Raw genomic sequence first — 21294 nt, 5'->3', positions numbered from 1 at the left:
CCTTGATTAAAACTGCAGTTCCAGTCCTATGTGGAGCCGTCGGGGTTCGCTGTAGTGCTCAGGCCGTACGAAGTAGCCCGGATCGAACGAGGCCGCCTGTTGCTGCGGAAGCGTTACGTCGGGCCGGCCCGTGTCGCTGAAGACAGATACGGGATTGCGGCGGTCCAGCAGGTTATAGACCTGCAGGAACAGGCGCGGCCGCACGCCCGCGATCTCGAAGTCCCGGTAAACGTAGAGGTCCACCTGCCAGGTGGAAGGCATACGGCGTGCATTTCGCGGAAAGGCAGGGGGCACATCCGGGCCCGCGATCGCCGCTTCCGGAAACGAGGGCGTGTAGGGAAAGCCCGATCCCCAGACGCTCACCATAGAGGCGCCCCAGTTCTGCCCGCCCAGGTACAGGGCCGCCGCCACCTTGTGCCGCTGATCCCAGTCGAGGGGTAGGAGGGCCAGAGGCGGCTGCTGATTGCTCAGCCGCGCAAAGAATTCCTCGTCGGGATTCGAGTTAGAGCCTTCGGCCACCTGAAAGGTGTAATTCACATCAAAGCCCCAGCCGTTTTCAAAGCGCCGCGAAAACGTGGCGGTTACGCCGCGCGTGCTGGCATAGTCTCGATTGGTGTAGATCACATAGACGACCCCGGGAATTTCCGTCTCGATAGGTGTCGAGGTTGAGACCCAGTCGCGCACGTCCCGATAGTAAGCGGTTACGTCGAACAGGAACGGCCCCCATCCCTGGCGAAAACCGATTTCGTACATGACGGTCCGCTGCGCATTCAGGTCGGGATTCCCATAGGGTCCGTACTGCCCCGACTGGTTCTGAATCTTGTAGCCGTAGCCCGCAAAGAGCAGGTTCAGCGTGGGAATCTGGAGAAAGTGGCCGTACGAAAAATGCAGCACGCCGGTCTCTGTGATGGGATAGGCAATGCCCAGCCGGGGCGAAAGCTGAAACTTCGGGGCCGGATACTTCCACCAGAAGGCCTCCCGTTCTTCCAGCGTATAGCGGTTGTCTTCTCGCTCCTCATCGACCGTAATCACGCCGTCGCCATTCAGGTCTTTGTAAATGTGGATCTTTTTAAAGGGGAAGTAGATGTTCGGGTCTTCGGGATCGGCCGGGACAGGCGTGCGGGCATCGAAGTAGTCGAACCGCAGTCCGACGTTCACGATGAAATCCTCAAACTCGATCTTATCCTGCACATAGGCACTTGCTGTAAGGGGCGAGACGTTCTCGTAGTGTTGATACTGGGGGGACGTTTCGGGGGGAATAGCTGGTTGGAACGGTTCGATTACGTTGCCATCGGCATCGGTGGCCGGGATCAGGTTGAACGCGGTAAAGTTCAGCCGGTCGATGCGCAGCTCGGCTCCAATTTTGACCAGATGGTTGCGCGCCACTTGGCTGGTCAGGTCGGCCTTGACGAAATAGGCCTGCGAGGTGCGCTCGAAGTGGTTCATATCCATTCCCCCTCGGGCGAAGCGACCTCCTCCTGTCAGGTAGGGCCTCCAGATGCCTGGCGCCACCTCAATCGAGTCGGGGGGTAGAACGGCCAGCCCATTGTAGCGCGGATCGAGCGGATTGTCGAAGCGCCGGCTCCAGGCATGGCGCCGGAAGGTAGCCAGGTGTACGGTGTAAAAGGTGCGGGCGCTGAGCAGATGCTTGAGTTGTAATTTCAGATTGTAGCCCAGGTCGTAGCTGCGCGTGCGGCCGTCAGGATTCCAGCGCCAGTACAGATCATAGGGGCGGCTGCGCGTCACCGATCCCAGTCCGATCAGATTTAAAAACAGGTTCGGGGTAAGTTGAAAGCGGAGATTGCCCTGCCAGCTCAGTTTGGTATAGGTGTTCATGGGTACCAGGGCCGAGTCGCCATACGTGCCATCCATGTTGAACAGGCGGGCGCCGTAGAGCCAGCCGTCGTTGTGGAAGTAGCGGACGAGTCCGAAGAGCGTCAGACGCGGCGTAAAAACTGGTCCCTCCAGAGCGGCTTCAATGTTGTAGTAATGCGTAGGATTAACAGGCAGATAGCTATACGGATCGACGTCCCGGTACTGAATGCCCTGGCGCGTGTAGCGGGCCACCTCGACGCCCCGCAGGTAGGCTGCTCCTCCTTCTCCGAAAACCAGATAGGAGCCACTGTACACCTTCAATGCTCCGCCCCATCGATCGGAGCGTCCTTCTTTGGTAACGACGTTGATTACGCCCGACATCGCATTGCCATACTCGGCGTTGAAGGTGCCCGAGATGACCTGCAGTTCCTGGATTCCTTCGTTTTCGAGCTGGACGGCCGTGGAACCATCGAAGTTATCCGTGACAGGCACCCCATCAACCATCACCACGACCTCGCTGGCGCGGCCGCCTCGGATGTGCAATCCGCCGCGTTCGGTCACGCCCGCCTGCAGCGTCAGCACCTGGCTCACCTCCTGGACGGGCAGGCGGTCAATGGTCTCGGCCGTTACGCGCGCTTCTGCGCTGGTCAGGTCCTTTCGGACGGTGATAGGCGGCGCGACCACCACGATCTCTTCGCCCTGGATAACCTCTTCCCGCAGCGCAAAATCCACGCGCGTGGTCAACCCACTGCTCACCTGCACGCCTTCGCGGCGCTCGGTAGCATACCCTACGAAGGAGGCGACAACGGTGTATGTCCCTGGCCGCAGGCCAATGATGACGTACTCACCGTTAATGTCAGTAGCAGCGCCCCGCGTCGTCCCTTCGATGTAAACGCTCACACCAGGTAATGGAGCGCCCGTTCCCGCATCAATAACACGGCCCGTAATTTTACCGGTGGTCTGCGCGGCAACCGGGACTCCCAGTAATCCGCTCAGTAGCAGACCGCCCCATAGTGTAAGCGCTTTACTTACAATGGCTCGTAGCTTCATGATCAACTGCTGCCACTCAGTTGGTCCCGTTCAGGCATCGGTTGAGGGCGTCAGGCATAGCGTGTCGAGTCGGGATAGATAGCGCGTGATTCGTTCTGCATATTGTGCCATCAGCGTTGCCCGGTACTGCCGCCAGCGTTTTCGTGCGAAATAGGGCTTTAGCTGGCGTTCGATCAGCGGCCGCGCCTCTTCCAGCGTCATCGGCCGCTCAGGCTGCCATGCTCCGACCCGCAGCAGGACGTATCCGTCGGCAACGCGTAGCGGTCCCAGCACATCGCCCTCACGGGCTCTGAAGACCGCGGGCCCGAGTTTGCCTAATTGCTCCTGCGTTACAAAGCCCAGATACCCGCCGGTCGTCGCGGCGCCGGGCCGCCGCGAGTAGCGACGGGCCAGCGCTACAAAGTCGGTAGTTGCAAGCAACCGCTGCAGGCGGTGAGCCTCTGCCTCAGTAGGCACCAGAATTTCCCAGACGGCCCGGCGGGCCGGCATCCGAAAGTCGGCGCGGTGCGCCTCGTAAAACGCTCGCAGCGTATCTTCGGGCACGACTGCTTCCGCCTGCACCTGTTGCCGGACATACTGGTACAGCCAGCGATCAAGCGCCTGCTGCCGGGCTGCTGCAAAATCTGGCGTCCGGTGCAGCCCGGCGGTTCGAGCGCGCTCCGCCAGCACGTGGCGCACAACCAGCCCTCGGGCAAACTCCTTAAGCGCTTCGGGCGAACGGGCTGCTGCCTCTCGGTGGGCCGCCCCCGTGAGCCGCGCCTGCTCCCGAAAGTCGGCTACGGTCCAGGTAACGCGCCGCGCGGCCGGACCGAACGTCAGCAGTGGGGCCTGCATCCAGTCATCGCGGTCGGCTTCGGTCTCTTGCACCACGCGCCCGGCAATGCGCGCATAAAGCCGGCGCAGCGTCGCCTCGTAAAAGCGAATCTGGAGTGAGTCGGCCAGGCTTCGCGCGCACGCTTCGCGGGCGGCCTGTTGTTTGCGGAAGCGCAGGTAACGCTCCAGCAAGGGGCGCTTTTTTGCAAACTCGACTTCGGTCAAAATCGGTCTGGTAAAGCGGTCGGTTACCTGAATAATCGAGTAGCCATAGGCGGTCTGCACAGGGGGTGAAATTTCTCCAGGTTGCAGCCGAAAGGCTACGTCCTCAAAAGCCGGATCCATTTCATCGAAGGTAAACCACCCCAGATCCCCGCCGCTGCGGGCCAGAGTACTATCCTGAAAGACCTCTGCCGCCAGCTCCTCAAACGAAGCCCCGGCCTGAAGCCGCGCGTAGAGCGACTCAGCGGCTGCCCGCGTGGGCGCCCACAGGTGGCGCGCCCGCACTTCGGTATTGAGGCGGACGAACGCTTCGGCCAGCTCCTGCTCACGCACCTGCACTGTATCGTAGAGCACGCGCCGCGCGTAGGCTTCCACCAGCAACTTTGTCTCGACCGCCTGCGCCTCCTCCTGATAGGCCGGCGTGCGCTCCAGCCCCTGCCGACGCGCTTCATACACAACAAGCGCTTCTTGAATCATCTGCTCCAGAAACAGTCGGCGCAGCCGGGGGTGATCGGAAAGCCCTGTCCGCAGCAGGTAATCAAGGTACGCCTCGCGAAACGCATCGGCCGTTATGCGCACGCCAGGGCCTTCGGCCAGCAGCGTCCGCTGCGCGGAATCGGACCGACACCCACTCCACAGCAACAGCCCGACAAGAGCGAGGCTCAGGGCTTTCATGCCAGATTTCGGGTTAGCGTTGTCACATCACGCTGGCCGTCCTGCTCGTCCGAGGCGCAGGTGCGACGGCAAATCAGTCGGGGCGCGAAAACCGTACTGGTCACCGGCAACTCTGGCTCGGCAATCCGTCGCAAGAGCTTTTCGGCAGCCAGTTTTCCCATCTCGTACATCGGCTGGCGAAGCGTGCTCAGCCCCAGAAAGCGGCTCACGCGCAGGTCGTCAAACCCGATCAGCCCGAGATCTTCCGGCACCCGCAGCCCCGTTTCTTCAATAGCCCGCAAAGCGCCCAGCGCCATAATGTCGGATACCACAAACACAGCTTCTGGACGAGGATTCCGCTCCAGCAGCCGCCGCATCGCCTCATACCCTCCTTCCTCCGTGTAGCCGTGGTTATGCGGATCTGTGCTGGCAACAATCAACGCAGGATCAGGCTCCAGATCTGCCTCGCGAAGCGCCCGCTCGTAACCGTGGCGGCGCTCCCGCGCAGGCACCGAATCAGGGTGGGCCATAAGCAACCCTATGCGCTGATAGCCATGCTCAAGCAGATGGCGCGCCGCCAGATAACCGCCCTGCTCGTTATCAATCGAAACCGAATCAAAATCAGGATGAAACGAGTCCACCAGAACCACAGGCTGCCGGCTGCGCCGCAGCCGTTCAACCCGCTCCTCCGTCATCGGCGTCGAAAAAATCATGACGCCGGCCGAGCGTCCGCGCTGCAACGCACGCTCCAGATGCGCATTCACGTCAGAAAGCGTAGGAGCTGCGTAGACGAGCAAGTCGAAAGACGTTTCGGCCAGTCGATCCTGCAACCCGCGCAATACCTCAACGAAAAAGTAGTTGGTCAACATGGGCACAATGGCCGCTACCGTCTGCGCCTGCCGCCGCGCCAGACTCTGAGCCGATACGTGGGGCTGATAGCCCAACCGCCGCGCCACTTCCAGCACCCGCTTACGCGTGTGAGGCGCTACCCGAGGGCTGTTGTTAAAGACGCGAGAGACAGTAGCAATCGAAACGCCTGCTTCACGGGCGATGTCGTAAATGGTCAGTCCCATGCCCCGGCCGATTGGTCGGTTTTGCGTAAGCGCTTACCAAGGGCTAAATAAACAACGCATTTGCATTTTAGTCAAGCCCCCGGGTTTTCCCCGCGAGAAAAAAAAGCCCTGCTGTCCTCTCGCGTACGGAGGAAAATTCGTTCTGCTCGAGACCGGCGCTAAAGACAGCGTGTTAAATTCCAACGGGTTGCCCCTATCCCCTGAGCAACGTTTGAGATCGGTGGGTAAAAAGATGAAATAATCAGCCCCGCAGGCATTTGCCCGCCTCCGTTGTGGGCGGTCTCATGAAAGCAAGCCCGGACCTTTTCACGCCATCGGCTCAAAACGCGCCGTGAAGAACCGCAGCACAGGCGGCTCGAAAACCATCCGCAGACCGCCAATTTGCTCTCGCCGGGCAAACACGTCGAGAATTCCTTCAGCCGCTACATCCAGATGTCGTTGCGTGTAGACGCGTCGTGGAATGGTAAGGCGCACCAGTTCCAGCCGGGGATATTTGTGCTGTCCTGTCTCGGGATCGCGACCGGCCGAGACGATGCCACGCTCCATTGCCCGCACGCCGGCAGCCAGATAGATCTCGCCGGCCAGCCGCTGCGCAGGGAACTGGTCCTGCGGGAGGTGGGGCAAAAACCGGCGCGCATCAATGAAAACGGCATGACCTCCTGGCGGCTCCACAATCGGCACTCCGGCCTTCCGCAGCGCGGCGGCCAGATAGGCTACCTGTTCAATACGGCTTCGCAAGTAGTTGACATCGAGCATTTCCCGCGCACCTTGCGCCATTGCTACCAGGTCTCGCCGCGCTAACCCTCCATCCGCCGGATGTCCTTCAAATCGAAGGGCAAATTGCTCCATGCGACGGTAAAGCGCTGCATCCCGCACCGCCAGAAAGCCGCCGATATTTACCAGCAGGTCTTTTTTGGCACTGACGGTAATGCCATCTGCGTACGACATCAGCTCGCGGAAAATGTCCGGAATCGCCCGGTCCTGCATCCCGGGCTCCCGCGCTTTGATAAAGTAGGCGTTTTCAGCCGCCCGGGTGGCATCGAAGATCAGGGGAATGCCGAATTCCCGGCAGAGCTGCGCCACGGTTCGCACATTTTCCAGCGAGACGGGCTGCCCACCCGCCATATTGACGTTGAGCTCCAGACAGACGTACGCCACCTGCTCGGGTCCCACGCGACGGATCAGATCCCGCAATTTCTCGGGGTCCATGTTCCCCTTAAAGGGATGATGGGCCGCCGGATCGTGCGCCTCATCAATGATCACGTCTACGAAAATGCCACCGGCACGCTCCTGATGCTCGCGCGTCGTTGTAAAGTACATGTTGTTGGCCACATACTGCCCGGGCCGGATCAGCACCTGCGACAGGACGTGCTCGGCTGCTCGTCCCTGATGGGTAGGCAGCACATAGGGAAAGCCATATACCTCCTGGATCGTCTCCACAAAACGATGGTAGGCCGCTGAGTAGCTCAGCGTTTCGGCTGCACGCATCATTTCAGCCCACTGCACGCTACTCATGGCCGACGTGCCCGAATCGGTCAAAAAGTCGATATATACGTCCTGCGAGCGCAGCAAAAACGTATTCCATCCGGCTTCGCGCAGAGCGGCCTCCCGCTGAGCCCGCGTGGTGAGCACCAGCGGCTCAATGGCTTTGATCCGATAGGGTTCGGGCTGCACCTCCGGGGACCAGGCTGTTGCCTCAAATGTCCCTTCCGGCCGGAACCGGGCCAATGCGTCTCGCTGGAGGGGATGGTCCTCTACCAGCTTCAGAGAGGGAACCGGCACCGTCTGCAGGGCCTGCAGGGCAGCCACCACGTAGTCCAGATGGTGCTCGGTGTAGACGCGGCGCGGCAGCGCCAGATGCAGGTGCGTCCCCCGGGGTCCTCCTCGGACTCCTGCCAGCAAATAGAGCGCGGCTGCCAGCGCGTGGGCCGCAAACTCTCCCTCGACCCGGACAGCGGCGTCCAGCGAGAGCCCCACCATGCCCACTGGTTCGGCCACCTGGTAGCCCAGCGCCCGCAACCGATGGCCTAACGCCTGGAGCTGTCCTCGGTGGAAGCGCAGTTCATCTTCGGAGACTTCCTGGAGGGCCACCGCAATGGCCTCTATGTCGCGTCCGGCCAGCCCTCCGTAGGTATGCAGCCCCTCAAACACGACCACCAGACTCCGCAGCCGGATGTAATCTGCCTCCGAATTGGTCAGAATAAAGCCGCCTACATGACACCCCAGATCACCTCGAGCCGAAAGGTACACTACGTCGGCCAGGTCGGCCAGAGCTCGTACGATAGCAAAGACCGAATGCGCTTTCAGGTCGGCCTCCTGCTCCTGCAAGATCAGGGCCTGCGTGAAGACATGCGTTGCGTCGAGCACCAGCGGTTTCTGGTAGGCACGGGCTAGCTCGGCCACGGCACGGGCATTGGCCAGCGAAAAGGGCTGGCCGCCCTGCACCCAGGCAGCCGCATGCAGCACCACATAGGCGATCTGCTCGGCCGCTTCCTGCAGCAGGGCTTCCAGCGCCTGCAGGTTCACGTCGCCGGGAAACGCCGAGGCGGCATCCGTCAGGTCACGGTACGTCCGGCCATAGCGTTCCAGCAACCGAAGCAACGTGGGACTGGGCGCGTTGCCCACCACCTGCTGCCCGTCATGGCTTAAGGCAAGCAATACCAGATGTTCGGCGCCACGTCCGGCATGCGTGGGCACCAGGTAGCGCTTTCCAAAACGCGCCTGCGCGGCTTCCTGCAGGTGCTCGAAGTTAATGCTGCCTGCGTAGGCTTCGTCGCCGATCATCAACCCGGCCCACTGCGCCTGGCTCATGGCTCCGTTGCCGTGGGCGTCTGCCAGGTCGATGAAGACCTGATCGTCGCGCAGTCGCCAGACGTTGTAGCCTGCCTGGATCAGGGCTTCCTGACGTTGGGCTTCAGAAAGGTGCGGAAGAGGCTCGACGATTTTGACTTTGTAAGGCGCTGCCTTAGGATAGCTGTAATCCATAAGACCTGCTGTTAACTCAGCTTGTTACTGAAAAAGAGCTCGCTTTCCTTTCCTCCCTACAACGGCCCCGTTTACACAGCAAAAGCGCTTCCGGCGCCTCCCAACGTCCCCCTTGTGCCTCCGGTTTCAAGACTCCTGTGAAAAACGATTGATAAAAAAATTTAGGACAAGAAAGTGTGCAGTTTATGTATGATTCTGCTTAGAGGCGTGTGCCGCTTCATCCGACGTTTCTTCCCACTGCTCAATAGCCTCCAGCACGGCCTCGACAATCTGATCTTCGGGCACCACCCGGACGACCTTGCCCCGAATGAACAGGTGCGCGCGGCCTCGTCCCAGCGAAATGCCTAAATCGGCCCCTGCCGCTTCGCCCGGCCCGTTCACTGCGCAGCCCATCAGGGCCACGTTCAGATTCTTTTTGAACTTCCGGGCCTTGACGGCCGCCTCCACGGCCTCCACAATAGAAAACAGATCTCCGGTCAGCCGACCACACGTCGGGCAGGCAATAATGTTGACACCAGGCGGCCCCAGCCGCAAAGCCTTCAGGATCTGGTGCGCTACCTCTACTTCCTGCACCGGATCGGTAGCCAGCGAAACGCGGATCGTGTCGCCAATGCCTTCGGCCAGCAACGCTCCAATGCCGATGGCGCTCTTGATACTGCCACTGACAAAGGAACCGGCCTCGGTAACCCCCAGATGCAGCGGAAAATCCGTGCGTTCGGCAATCAGCCGATACGCCTGGATCATGTAGTAAACGTCCGAATGCTTGACCGAAATGACAATATCCTCGAATCCATGCTTGTGGCAGATTTCGATGTGTCGCATGGCGCTCTCAAAAAGCGCCTCAGGCCTGGGATAACCGTACTTGTCCAGCAGATCACGCTCCAGCGAGCCCGAATTGACGCCAATGCGAATTGGAATCCCCTTTTCTTTGGCGGCCAGTAGCACTTCTCGTTCCCACTCTTCTTTGCCAATATTCCCCGGATTGATCCGCACTTTGGCCACGCCCGCCTCAATGGCCTTCAGGGCATACTGATAGTTGAAATGAATATCGGCCACGATGGGCACCGGACTCCCCTGCACAATGTCTCGCAAAGCGTCCGCATCTTCCGGACGTGGGACAGCCACCCGCACGATGTCGGCTCCCGCCTCAGCCAGTTGCTGAATCTGGGCCAGCGTGGCCGCCACATCGTGCGTCTTGGTCGTGGTCATCGACTGCACCGAAATCGGGGCCCCTCCCCCTATCTGCACGTTCCCGACCATCACCGGCCGAGACTTGCGACGTGGTCGCTCCATCGTTAGCAGCTCAGTGGTTGTGCTGGTTGACTCGAAGCTTTCAACGCCGACTGGCTTCGTAAAGGATCCGCTTCTCCTCTTCGGTAAGGGAATCGTACCCGTGCGCGCTGATTTTATCCAGGATGCGGTCCACCTCTTCCTCCAGCGAGCGCTCTCGGGCAGCGCTGCCCCGGCTTTCTGCCGCCGATCCGCGTCGCTGCTCCATCCAGGCCCCCACCCGGCGCAGGCTCCATCCGGTTTCGGCGGCAACGGGTTGCCGCCGACGCGCGCGTCGCCTCTGGAAAAAGACGCGCGCCCAACCGGCCAGCTCAATGCCCCGCTGCTCAGCTTTTGCATAGAGCAGGCCAAACAGGGCACCTCCCAGATGGGCTCCAACGGCCGTCCCGCCGCCAGCCATGAAGAGCACGTCGAGTGCCAGAAAGATCAGCACCAGATAGAGCAACCGGATCGGACCTAAAAGAAACAGGGCCACGCTCTTGAAAGGATAAAGAATTGCCACTGCCATGAGCACCCCCAGCACGGAAGCGGAAGCGCCATGCACCAGCCCCCCGAAAGCGCCCACGCCCGGAAACAGCATGTGCAGCACCACCGTGAGCAGGCCGCCCCCTACCCCGGCAATTACGTACAACGCCAGCAGCCGGTGTGACCCATGCAACTCTTCATACTCACGCCCAATCCACACCAGCCAGAGCATGTTAAACAGAATGTGAATCAACCCCCAGAAGCCAGGCTGGAGGTGCAAAAAATTGTAGGTGACCAGTTGCCAGGGATGCGTTAAGATGGCCGGCCAGTCAGGATTCAGGGCCAGGTGCATCCAGACAAACCGGCGCACTACATCGATGTGCATGAGCGCCACTACCCACAGCAGATAGAATCCGGCGTTGATGGTCAGCAACGCCCGCAACGCAGGCGGCTGCATGCGGTACCAGACCAGAAACCGGCTCACGGATCGCTCCGAATGGATGGTTCCACGGACCTGTTGGTGTGTACTGCATGGACCGGCGAAAGGTTTTGTCCTGCTACCAGTACAGGCGCCGAGTCGGACGCCAGGGCAGCTTGCCTCGCCAGTACTGAATCAGGAGAAACCCGAAAAGCATCCCGCCCAGATGCGCAAAGTTGGCAATGCCTGCCTGCGTGCCGGTTATGCCCGCCCAGAGTTCTAGCAGCCCGTAGCCAATGACAAGCCATTTCGCCTTAATAGGAAACAGAAAGTACAGGTAAATAGGCGTGTTGGGAAACATCATCCCAAAAGCGAGCAAAATGCCAAAAACGCCTCCCGAAGCCCCTACCGTTGGATATACCGCCCCGCTGAGGGTCACCACAAGCAACTGCGTAAGCCCTGCTCCGATGACGCTCACAAAGTAGTATACGCCAAAACGCCGCGACCCCCAGGCCCGCTCAATCGGCACCCCAAACATCCAGAGGGCAAACATATTAAAAAAGAGGTGCGCAAAGCCTCCGTGCAAAAAACTATAGGTGAGGAGCTGCCAGGGCCAGAATCCAGGATAGAATTCCGGGAGCCCTAACGGCCAGAGTGCAAACCACTCGATCAGCAATCGGTCGGTGGTGGGTACCAGTTGCGCCAGAAATACCAGCCCATTCAAGATCAGGAGATTCTTAACGACCGGCGGAAAAACCGCAAAGCGCGTGGGCGGCTGGTAATAGTCGTAATCTCGGTACATGATTGCTGGCTCACTACCGGTTCGCAGACGCGCATCCAACGCCTCAGACGCCAAAAGGGTGCGGACCTGACGCGGGCCCGGAACTCTACCACCCCCTCAGGCGAACAAGGCCGCGCGTTGCCTTTAAGTTACGGCGACTTCCTAACGTTTTGTCCGTGATTCTGTTTTTTGCCGATTTACATCTAGGACGCGCGGATCCGGCCACGGAACGCGCTGTCGAACAATCCCTGCTGGCCTGTCTGAACACCCTGGCCCCTCAGACGCAGCACCTGGTACTGGTAGGGGATGTCTTTCACCACTACATTGAATATCGGCATCTCGTGCCCAAAGGTTTTGTGCGCTTTCAGGCGCTGCTGGCACGCTGGACCGACCGCGGCCTTCCGGTCACCTACGTGGTCGGCAATCATGACCCCTGGCACCAGAACTATTTCGCCCAGGAGCTGGGCGTGCGCGTGCTGCACCGAGCCGTGGTCGATACGTTGCTGGGATACCGCGTTTATCTGGACCATGGGGATCTGGCTATCGCTGGCCCCCTCTCCCGCGCCCTCCGCCGCCTGCTCCGGCATCCTGTACCGGTCTGGCTGTACCGAACGCTGCTACCTGGCGACCTGGGCCTTGCCCTGGCCCGACGCGTTACGCAATGGCGCCCCGAGCGGCTCAACCCTGTTATCGCCGAGCGCCTGCGCCAGCATGCGCATCGCGTGCTGCAGGAAAAACAAGCCGACATTGTGGTCCTGGGCCACAGTCATCAGGCCGAACTGCACTGCTGGCCCGAAGGTCTCTATCTGAACCCGGGCTGCTGGTATCAGGACCAGACATTCGGCCTCCTGGAAGCGAACGCGCTGGCGCTCTGCCGCTGGACCCCAGACGGCCTACAGACGTTGATCCGGTATCCCCTACCCTGAGCCGTGGAACGGCAACGAATCCATGCCTGACCGCTGGACCCACACCGAAGAAGAGTTGCAACGGTACTTCAACGACCCCAATTTCCGCCATGCCCGGCTACGCTCCGACGGCCGCCCTGCCCGGAAACGCCGTGGACTGAGCGGTTTCTTCTACCGGCGTTTCCGGGATCCCCGCAAGGCGCAGGCCGCCCTGGTGCTGAGCGTACTGGTAGGGCTGGCGCTGCTGGGCATGCTAGCACTGGGACTTTACGTGTGGTCGCTTGCCGACGAACTGCCTTCCTTTCAACAACTGGACAACCCTACCTTCGAACTGGCCACCGTCGCCTACACCGCCGACGGCCGCGAGCTGGCCCGCTACGCCCGTCAGAACCGCACCTGGGTCTCCTATGACGAGATTTCCCCCTATGTGATTCAGGCCCTGCTGGCTACCGAAGACCACCGCTTCTACGACCACTGGGGCATCGACCTGTTTCGCACCGCCTCGGCCGTAGCGCAAACGATCCTGAGCCTGGGACGCGAGGTGCAAGGCGGCTCCACCATCACGCAACAACTGGCTCGTAACCTGTACAACGAGCAAATCGGCCGCGCCCAGACCATCAAACGCAAACTGAAAGAGATGGTCACGGCCGTCGAACTCGAACGCCGCTACACCAAGCGCGAAATCATCGAAATGTACCTGAACACGGTCGAGTTCGTTTACAACGCCTTTGGCATTGAATCGGCCGCCCGCACCTTTTTCAATAAGCCTGCCCGAGACCTGAACGTGCTGGAGGCGGCGACGCTGGTCGGCATGCTCCGCAACCCGGCTCTCTACAACCCTATCCGCTTTCCGGAACGCGCCCGCCAGCGACGCAACGTGGTGCTCTGGCAAATGGTCCGACGCGGCTATCTGGACCGCGCCTTTTTTGAAGCGCACAAGGATGACCCCATCGTTACGGATTTCCACACCTCTTCGATCACCGCCAGCATCGCGCCGTACTTCGCAGAATACGTGCGCCGCTGGCTTGTCAACTGGGCCCAAGCGCACGGCTACAACATCTACACCGATGGGCTGCGCGTCTATACCACGCTGGACAGTCGGCTGCAGGAGCTGGCCCGCCAGGCAGTGGTAGAGCAGCTCGATAAGCTGCAGGCCGTGGTCAACTACGAGTGGAGTCGCGAAACCGGCTACTTTCTGGGCGACGACATCAACCGGTACCTTCGGCAGCAGCACTATGAACCGTTTGCCTATTACTGGTCCAGCAAGCAAGACACGGTAGATCAGTTTATCCGGGAAACGGAACGCTACCGGCGTCTGGTAGCACAGGGCATTGCTCCGGAAGAAGCGCTGCGCCAGCTTCGAGCCGACCAGCGCTTCATGGATTCGCTTAAAGCCGTCAAGACGCGGCTGGAAGCTGGCTTTGTGGCCATTGACCCGCGCAACGGCTACGTTCGGGCCTGGGTGGGTGGCCGCGACCTGACGCGCGACTGGTACGACCACGTCGCCATTGCCCGTCGGCAACCGGGCTCTACCTTCAAGCCATTCCTTTACACTGCCGCCATCGACAACGGCTGGTCGCCCTACGACGTGCTCCCCGACAGCTCTGTAACGTACGTGGATCCGGCCGGAAATGTCTGGCAGCCCAAAAATGCAGAGGGCGAATCGACGGGACAGCTCATCACGCTGCGCGAAGCCCTGGCCCGCTCGGTAAACACCGTCTCGGCCCGCCTGGTGCTGCAGGTAGGTCCCAGTAATGTTGCCTTCTACGCCCGCCGCATGGGCATCAAAAGTCCGCTAAAAGCCGTCCCTTCCCTGGCGCTGGGGACCAGCAACGTAACGCTGCTCGAGCTGGTTTCCGCCTACGCTACGCTGGCCAGCGGGGGCCTGTATTACGAACCCACCGTGGTAACCCGGATCGAAGACGCCAACGGTCATGTGCTCTACGAAGCGCGGCCTACTCCCCGCGAAGCCATCTCTGAAGAAACCGCCTACACGGTAGTCGATATGCTGCGGGACGTAATCCGCTATGGAACAGGGCAGCGCATCCGCTGGCAGTTCGGGCTGACGCGGTACGATCTGGCAGGCAAAACGGGCACTACGCAGAATAGCGCCGATGGCTGGTTTGTTCTGATGCATCCGGAGCTGGTTACCGGTGCATGGGTGGGCTTTAACGACCCCCGGGTCACGTTCCGCACGCACTGGTGGGGCCAGGGCGCTCACAATGCGCTGCTGATCGTCGGCGACTTCTGGCGACGCATGGAGCAGGCGCCGGATATCGAAATCAGCGATGCCACCTTCCCGCTGCCTCTCGGCCTGCATCTGCCCGGTGCCGATTCGCTCCAACAGGAACGCCGAATTATTCCAGAGCTGCATCAACGCCGCGTCGGCTGGTAACGCTGGCGTTCAAGGCACGGTCGTCTTATCTTTGGCGACGACCGGTAGCCCGTCCATGCCATGAAAATCCTGCACACAGCCGATATCCACCTGGGCATCACAACGTATGGCCGCGTTGATCCGGCCACCGGTCTGAACTCGCGCCTGCAGGACTTCCGACGGTCGTTTACCTTTCTGGTAGAACAAGCGCTTGCCGAAGACGTCGATCTGTTTCTGTTCTGCGGCGACGCCTTTCGCAACCCGGACCCTTCGCCCACCGAGCAGATGATCTTTGCCGAATGTCTTCAGCCCCTCGTAGAACGGGGGATTCCCCTCGTCCTGCTGGTAGGCAACCACGACCATCCCGTTACCTTTGGACGCGCATCCTCTATTGATATTTTTCGCTATCTGGAAGGCCAGGCCCGCGTCTTCCGACGTCCTGAAGTGGCTACCATCCAGACCAAAAGCGGCCCCCTCCAACTCATCGCGCTCCCCTGGCCCGTGCGCAGCCTGCTCCTGACCCGCAGGGAATATCGTCAGAAATCAGCCGCAGAAGTGCGCGAGGTCATCGAGCAACTCTACACGGAATACGTCCAGAAAGCCGTTGAACGACTGGATCCCTCGCTCCCTACCATACTGGCCGGACACTTCAGCGTGCAGGGCGCAGAACTGTCGGGCTCGGAGCGTACCAGTCTGATAGCCTACGAACCCAAGTTTACCGTAGGCCAGCTGGCCCTGCCGCCCATCGACTACGTTGCCCTGGGCCACATTCACCGGCACCAGAACCTCAACCCCGACGGCATCCCGGTCGTCTACAGCAGCAGCATCGAACGGGTCTCCTTTCGCGAAGCAGAGGATCCCAAAGGGTTTGTCCTGGTCGAAATCCAGACGCAGGGATCCCGCAAACAGACGCAGTATCGCTTCGTGGAAACCCCGGCCCGTCGCTTCGTGGACGTGCAGGTGGACGCTCGAGACAGCGACGACCCTACGGAGCGCATTCTGAACGCTATTGGCCGGGTAGCGGTAGCCGATGCCATTGTGCGCGTGCGCTACCAGGTGAACGAAGACCAGGTAGCCCGTATCGACCTGCGCCGCATCCGTGAAGCCCTGCAGGCTGCTGCCCACATTGCGGGCATTGAGCGTACGGTCGAACCGGTCGTGCGCGAGCAGCGCACCATTGTTGAACGCGACAGCTCACTGCGCGAAGCCCTCACGCGCTACATCGACCAGCACGAGCAACTTCACCCCCTCCGCGAGCAACTGATCGAAGCAGCTCTGGCGCTGGAAGCGCGTCTGGAGGCAGAGCGCCTGTCCTGACGCCCGGCTACTTCGATGCTTCGACCGTCACGCCCGGAATGCGGCCTTTCTTTTCAAACCAGTCCATGATGTAACGCTGCGTCCGCATAAAGTTGGACGGCCGCGAGCCCGTGCCGTGATACTCGTCGTGAAAGCGGAGCAACACGACCGGCACGCCGCGCATCTTCAGTGCAATGTAGTATTCTTCCGTCTGGCTCATTGGCGTGCGCAGGTCCAGCTCGCCGGTCATCAGCAACGTAGGCGTCTTAACGTTGCTGACCAGCATCAGAGGCGAGCGCGCCAACCACTCTGAAGGATCTTCCCAGAACGGCTTGTGAAACCAGTTGAACGTGAAAAGCGGAATATCGGTCGTACCGGCCATGCTGATCCAGTCGGTTACCGGGCAGCGCACAGCCGCGGCAGCAAACCGATCGGTCTGGCCAATGGCCCAACTGGAAAGCACGCCGCCTCCGCTACATCCGGTTACAAACAACCGATCCGGATCAATGTAGCCCCGCTCCAACAACGCATCGACTCCGGCCATCAGGTCCTCGTGGTCCACCCCCGGATAGGCCTGACTGATCGCTGCGCCAAACTCGGTCCCATAGCCTGTGCTGCCCCGCGGATTGGTATAGAGCACAACATACCCGTTGGCAGCAAAATTCTGGAAGGAAAAGTTGAAGCCCACATTGTACATGGCATGCGGACCGCCATGGATGTGCAGAATTAAAGGATACTTCTGAGCGGGATCAAAGTCCGGTGGTTTGACAATCCAGCCCTGAATGCGCGTCCCGTCGCGCGAAGCGTACCAGATTTCTTCGACTTCGCCCAGTTTCACGTCCTGCAGCACGTCGTCGTTAACCGCCGTCAGCCGCTCGATCTGGTCGGGCCGGCTCAATGCAAAGCGGACCACATCATCCGGCTCATGATAGCTGGTGCGCACGCCGACGGCGATTCCGTTACGCGCCACTGAGGTAAGCGAGAGCATGTGCACGCCCCGCGTTACCTGGCGCACCTCGCCTCGAACCGACGCGAAGTAAACGTTGCGCGTGCCCCGGTCGTTAATCGTAAAATAGACGCCTGAGCCATCGGGGGCCCAGTGGAGGTTGCTGACGTCCCGGTCGAGCGTCCGGGTCAGGTTACGGGGCTCGGCGCTGCCGTCAAGCGGCATGATCCAGAGATCCGCCGCATGGTAGGTCTGGCGGGTTTCGGCAAAGCCCGTGAAAGCTACCCATCGGCCGTCTGGCGAGACGGCCGGCTGCGTCCAGCGTCCGGGCCGCTGCGTAAGCTGGCGCAGCTGCCGGGTTTCCACATCAATCGCATAGAGATGCGCGTTGCGATAGTTACGGTCCACCGAATCGGCTGATGCTTTGAATCCATCGAACACGATGGTGCGGCTGTCCGGCGTCCAGCTCAGCGTAGCGCGGGCCGGCAGACCATCAAAACGGGGTCCCACATGCCAGGTCCCTTCCGTAAGCTGCCGGGGCGTGCCTCCTTCGGCGGGAATCACAAAGAGATGCGTGTAGGCCTCCTCCATGAATCCCCGGCGGTCGGCCCGGTAATGCAGCCGTCGCACCAGCCGAGGTGGCTTGGTCCACTGCGCTCCTTCTGGAGCTTGAGGCAGCTTAATGTTCCAGCGCACCTCGACCGGTACGTTCATCGTGAACGCAATCATCCGCCCGTCGGGCGACCAGCTCAGGCTGGCCGGCGCTTCGGTCAGGCGCGTTAACTGCGTAGGTGGCTCTGGCAGATCGACCCATTTGACAAAAATCTGCGGGCGCCCTTCCGCATCGTTGGCGATAAAGGCAATGCGCGTCCCATCCGGCGACCAGCGCGGCGACCGTCCCTCAACCAGAAAGCGCTGCTGCGACCCATCAGCATTCATAATCCAGAGCGCTGATTGCCATCGATCTTTTTGCTTGTCCACCCACCGGCGCGTAAAGACAATGCGTTGACCATCCGGAGAAATCTGCGGATCGTCTACATCTTCCCACTCCAGATAGCGGTCCAGCGTCAGCCGTGCCGATTGCGCATAACTCTCCGCACCAGAGACAAGCAGAAGCAACAGAACAAGGGCTACGCGACGCATGGCGGCCTGCAGGTCTGGTTAACAAAAAGCGCTTTCAGAAAATACAGAATTTGCTATTTTGATGCAGAGTCAGGCCGTTTATAAATCCCCAGGAAAAGCGATGCGGCACCGCTTTTTACTGCTGGCGCTACCTGCGCTCTGGACATCCCTGCTCTTTGCCCAGGAACTGCCGAATATCGACACCTTCACCCAGGGCATGGTGCGTCATGAGGGGTTGCTTACAGTGCACGTGGACACGTTGAACGGCAAGCTCTACCTGGAAGTCGTCCCCTCTGAGGCATCGCTGCTGCTGGTTCCAGCCCTGCCGGCAGGACTGGGCTCTAACGACGTAGGGCTGGACCGCGGACTTTTTGGCGAAGAGCGTGTCGTACAATTTCGGCGCACCGGCAACCAGATCCTGCTCTATGCCCCTAACCTGACCTACCGCGCCCTTACCGGAGACGCGCCGGCCCAGCGGGCCGTCGAAGAGGCCTTTGCGGCCGCGGTGCTCTGGCGTTTTCCGGTCGTAGCCCGTCAGGGAAATCGCTTTCTGGTGGATGCAACCGACTTTGCGCTGCACGACGCGATGGACGTGGTCGGCCGCCTGCGGCGGACCCGCCAGGGCACGTTTCGCCTGGATCGCGACCGGAGCACGATTCTGTTTGAAGCGGTCAAAGCCTTTCCTCAAAACATTGTGATCGACGCGCTGCTTACTTTCTCCAGTGATCAGCCGGGCCGTTTTGTGCGGCAGGTAGCGGCCGTTCCCGAGCACGTCACGCTGCGCCAGCGCCTGATGTTTGTGGCCCTGCCGCCACCGGGCTACCAACCCCGCCTGCATGATCCGCGCAGCGGTTTCTTTCATCTCACTTTTTATGACTACACGAGCCCTGTAGGCGAACCCCTGGCCCGCCGCTGGATCGTCCGGCACCGGCTCCAGAAGAAAGACCCCCACGCGCCGGTCAGCGAGCCGGTGAAGCCCATTGTGTACTACGTAGACCCCGGAGCGCCTGAGCCCATTCGGCAGGCGCTAATCGAAGGGGCTTCCTGGTGGGCTGAAGCATTTGAGGCAGCTGGTTTCCGCAATGCGTTCCGCGTCGAACTCTTGCCCGATACCGCCGATCCACTCGACGTGCGCTACAACGTCATCCAGTGGGTGCATCGGGCGACCCGCGGCTGGAGCTATGGCCGCACAATTATCGACCCACGGACCGGCGAAATCATTAAGGGGCATGTCACGCTGGGCTCCCTGCGCATCCGTCAGGACTACCTGATTTTTGAAGGACTGCTGGCGCCCTACGACAGCGCCCACGCGCAGGGCTACCCGCCCCAAGCCGATCCCATGCTGCAACTGGCTCTGGCACGCATTCGCCAACTGGCTGCGCACGAAGTCGGACACACTCTGGGGCTGCAGCATAACTTTGCCGCCTCGGTGAACGACCGCGCTTCGGTCATGGACTATCCGGCTCCGTACGTGCGCGTGCGCGCTGACGGCTCCCTGGACGTCTCGGAGGCCTATGATACCGGCATCGGCGCCTGGGACAAAGTAGCCATTCGCTATGGCTATAGCCAGTTTCCACCGGGCACCGACGAAACGGCTGCGCTGGAAGCAATCCTCGAAGAAGCAACCCGACAGGGCCTGCACTTCATAACGGACGCCGACGCGCGGCCTCCCGGCGGAGCGCATCCGCTGGCCCACCTCTGGGACAACGGCACCGACGCGGTCGAAGCGCTGCACCGAGAGCTCCGGGTGCGCCAGATTGCCCTGGAGCGCTTTGGCCTGCACAACCTGCGCGCAGGACGTCCACTGGCCACTCTCGAAGAGGTGCTGGTTCCGATCTACCTGTGGCACCGATACCAGACAGAAGCCACCGTCAAACTGATCGGCGGGGCCTTCTACACGTACGCCCTCCGCTCCGAAGCAATGCCCGACGCGCCAATTGTCCGCCCTGTACCCGGCGCCACGCAGCGTGCTGCGTTGAACGCGCTCCTTACCATTGTGCAGCCCGCCACGCTGCGACTTCCTGCATCGCTTCGCACCCTTATTCCGCCCCGCCCCCCGGGCTACCCGCCCCATCGCGAACTGTTCGCCCGCCGGACGGCTCCGCTCTTCGATCCCATCGCTCCTGCCGAAGCAGCTGCCCGCCAGGTGTTCGATTTACTATTGCAACCCGAACGCCTGAGCCGCCTGCGCTACCAGGTATTCGTTAACCCTGAGCTGCCCTCCCTGACGGAAGTGCTCCACCAGATAACCCGACGCGTCTGGCAGGCCGCTATCCCCGACGACCCTTACGAGGCGCATTTGCAGCGCGTCGTTCAAACGGCCTGGACCGCCGGTCTGCTCGAACGCGTGCAGGATCATCAGACGCCCATCGACGTGCGCGTCGAGCTGGAAGCCCACCTGCAGACGCTGGCCGACTGGCTCGCGCAGCATCCCGGACCCGATGCGGCTACGCGTGCTCACCGTCGCTACCACCGCGCCTGGATCTTACGCTTCTTGAATCGCACCTTTACGCCCGAAGCACCTACGTTCCCTCGCCTGGAACTTCCTCCGGGAGCTCCTATCGGCCTGCTGGACCCGGTGCTCCAACCGCCTCGCCAGTTACTTCGGGCAATGGATTGGACCGGCTGCGCTCTGGGGCTTCCTTAATCTGTGGTCTCCACAACGGCCTGCACCTGACTGCACACCAGTACGCACAGCGCGGCCAGCATCGGATCGTTGATCCGATAATAGGCATAGAGTCCATCCTGCCGCCGGGTAACCAGACCGGCTTCCCGCAGCAGCTTCAAATGTTTGCTGATATTGGCCTGGCTCTGCCCGGTGGCTGCTACCAGCTCCTGCACAGTCAGCTCTCCGTGCACGTGGAGCAGGTTCAGAATTTCCAGACGTACCGGATCGCCCAGCAACCGAAATCGCCGGGCAACCTCGCGCAGCTTTGAACGCGGAATCAAGGTCTCCATCGGACAACACCTCCCGTAAAACTTGCCTCATAAATCACTCTTTGGTTATATTGGTTCCGAAGCAACCCATATTCCTTTTCACGCAACCATCCACATTACTTTGACTGTGAAAAGGAGTCTTACCTGG

General features: G+C 60.8%; 13 protein-coding genes and 1 pseudogene. 4 read left to right on the top strand and 10 right to left on the bottom strand.

All coding sequences use genetic code 11. The annotated features are described in order from the left end of the window. Nucleotides 1–6: 6 nt before the first annotated feature. The 8 genes and pseudogenes from BUA15_RS04595 to BUA15_RS04560 form a co-directional block, all read right to left on the bottom strand. Nucleotides 7–2865: a TonB-dependent receptor gene (locus tag BUA15_RS04595; protein ID WP_072714787.1), complete on the bottom strand. Its 2859-nt coding sequence runs from the start codon at nt 2863–2865 to the stop codon at nt 7–9. A 30-nt stretch (nt 2866–2895) separates the two neighbouring features. After that, nucleotides 2896–4575, bottom strand: coding sequence for a peptidyl-prolyl cis-trans isomerase (locus BUA15_RS04590; RefSeq protein WP_072714786.1), 1680 nt, complete (start codon nt 4573–4575; stop codon nt 2896–2898). Further along, complete coding sequence (locus BUA15_RS04585; protein WP_072714785.1) at nt 4572–5627, bottom strand: LacI family DNA-binding transcriptional regulator; 1056 nt, start codon at nt 5625–5627, stop codon at nt 4572–4574. The genes BUA15_RS04590 and BUA15_RS04585 overlap by 4 nt, the downstream gene beginning before the upstream one ends. 306 nt (nt 5628–5933) lie before the next feature. Further along, entirely contained in the window at nt 5934–7301 is a 1368-nt protein-coding gene (locus BUA15_RS14075; RefSeq protein ID WP_072714914.1) for a tryptophanase, read from the bottom strand. A gap of 48 nt (nt 7302–7349) precedes the next feature. Beyond that, nucleotides 7350–8612, bottom strand: a pseudogene (locus BUA15_RS14070) (tryptophanase); the annotation flags it as partial. 183 nt (nt 8613–8795) lie between these two features. Next, nucleotides 8796–9905, bottom strand: coding sequence for a flavodoxin-dependent (E)-4-hydroxy-3-methylbut-2-enyl-diphosphate synthase (gene ispG / locus BUA15_RS04570; protein ID WP_072714784.1), 1110 nt, complete (start codon nt 9903–9905; stop codon nt 8796–8798). A gap of 40 nt (nt 9906–9945) precedes the next feature. Further along, nucleotides 9946–10851, bottom strand: coding sequence for a rhomboid family protein (locus tag BUA15_RS04565; RefSeq protein ID WP_245771917.1), 906 nt, complete (start codon nt 10849–10851; stop codon nt 9946–9948). Between the two features lie 73 nt (nt 10852–10924). Continuing rightward, on the bottom strand, nt 10925–11587 hold the full coding sequence (locus BUA15_RS04560) for a rhomboid family intramembrane serine protease (RefSeq protein WP_072714783.1): 663 nt from the start codon (nt 11585–11587) through the stop codon (nt 10925–10927). Nucleotides 11588–11742: 155 nt separating this feature from the next. Here BUA15_RS04560 and BUA15_RS04555 point away from each other — a divergent pair, with 155 nt between their 5' ends. Genes BUA15_RS04555 through BUA15_RS04545 form a run of 3 tightly spaced genes read left to right on the top strand, consistent with a single transcriptional unit; the run spans nt 11743 to nt 16162 of the window. Next, nucleotides 11743–12492, top strand: a complete 750-nt coding sequence (locus BUA15_RS04555) for a UDP-2,3-diacylglucosamine diphosphatase (protein ID WP_072714782.1) — start codon at nt 11743–11745, stop codon at nt 12490–12492. A 22-nt stretch (nt 12493–12514) separates the two neighbouring features. Beyond that, complete coding sequence (locus BUA15_RS04550; protein WP_072714781.1) at nt 12515–14866, top strand: penicillin-binding protein 1A; 2352 nt, start codon at nt 12515–12517, stop codon at nt 14864–14866. Between the two features lie 60 nt (nt 14867–14926). Next, the gene (locus BUA15_RS04545; protein ID WP_072714780.1) at nt 14927–16162 is read left to right on the top strand and encodes a metallophosphoesterase family protein; all 1236 of its coding nucleotides are present in this window, start codon (nt 14927–14929) and stop codon (nt 16160–16162) included. A 7-nt stretch (nt 16163–16169) separates the two neighbouring features. Here the strand turns inward: BUA15_RS04545 and BUA15_RS04540 are convergent, their stop codons facing one another. Beyond that, nucleotides 16170–18230, bottom strand: coding sequence for a S9 family peptidase (locus BUA15_RS04540; RefSeq protein WP_072714779.1), 2061 nt, complete (start codon nt 18228–18230; stop codon nt 16170–16172). A gap of 100 nt (nt 18231–18330) precedes the next feature. Here BUA15_RS04540 and BUA15_RS04535 point away from each other — a divergent pair, with 100 nt between their 5' ends. Further along, nucleotides 18331–20856, top strand: a complete 2526-nt coding sequence (locus tag BUA15_RS04535; RefSeq protein ID WP_072714778.1) for a zinc-dependent metalloprotease — start codon at nt 18331–18333, stop codon at nt 20854–20856. On the opposite strand, the gene BUA15_RS04530 is transcribed toward BUA15_RS04535, so the two are convergent. Then, nucleotides 20853–21167 carry an ArsR/SmtB family transcription factor gene (locus BUA15_RS04530; protein ID WP_072714777.1) on the bottom strand — a complete coding sequence of 105 codons (315 nt, stop codon included), beginning with the start codon at nt 21165–21167 and terminating at the stop codon, nt 20853–20855. The two genes, BUA15_RS04535 and BUA15_RS04530, sit on opposite strands and share 4 nt — an antisense overlap. Between the last annotated feature and the right edge of the window lie 127 nt (nt 21168–21294).

The sequence above is a fragment of the Rhodothermus profundi genome (assembly GCF_900142415.1).
Lineage (GTDB): Bacteria > Bacteroidota > Rhodothermia > Rhodothermales > Rhodothermaceae > Rhodothermus > Rhodothermus profundi.
This window is presented reverse-complemented; position numbering and strand designations above follow the sequence as displayed.

Bases quoted from the DNA above. Each gene is read 5' to 3' on its own strand.
- BUA15_RS04595 (WP_072714787.1), bottom strand. From the start codon at position 2,865: ATGAAGCTACGAGCCATTGTAAGTAAAGCGCTTACACTATGGGGCGGT.
- BUA15_RS04590 (WP_072714786.1), bottom strand. From the start codon at position 4,575: ATGAAAGCCCTGAGCCTCGCTCTTGTCGGGCTGTTGCTGTGGAGTGGG.
- BUA15_RS04585 (WP_072714785.1), bottom strand. From the start codon at position 5,627: ATGGGACTGACCATTTACGACATCGCCCGTGAAGCAGGCGTTTCGATT.
- ispG (WP_072714784.1), bottom strand. From the start codon at position 9,905: ATGGAGCGACCACGTCGCAAGTCTCGGCCGGTGATGGTCGGGAACGTG.
- BUA15_RS04560 (WP_072714783.1), bottom strand. From the start codon at position 11,587: ATGTACCGAGATTACGACTATTACCAGCCGCCCACGCGCTTTGCGGTT.
- BUA15_RS04550 (WP_072714781.1), top strand. From the start codon at position 12,515: ATGCCTGACCGCTGGACCCACACCGAAGAAGAGTTGCAACGGTACTTC.
- BUA15_RS04545 (WP_072714780.1), top strand. From the start codon at position 14,927: ATGAAAATCCTGCACACAGCCGATATCCACCTGGGCATCACAACGTAT.
- BUA15_RS04540 (WP_072714779.1), bottom strand. From the start codon at position 18,230: ATGCGTCGCGTAGCCCTTGTTCTGTTGCTTCTGCTTGTCTCTGGTGCG.
- BUA15_RS04535 (WP_072714778.1), top strand. From the start codon at position 18,331: ATGCGGCACCGCTTTTTACTGCTGGCGCTACCTGCGCTCTGGACATCC.
- BUA15_RS04530 (WP_072714777.1), bottom strand. From the start codon at position 21,167: ATGGAGACCTTGATTCCGCGTTCAAAGCTGCGCGAGGTTGCCCGGCGA.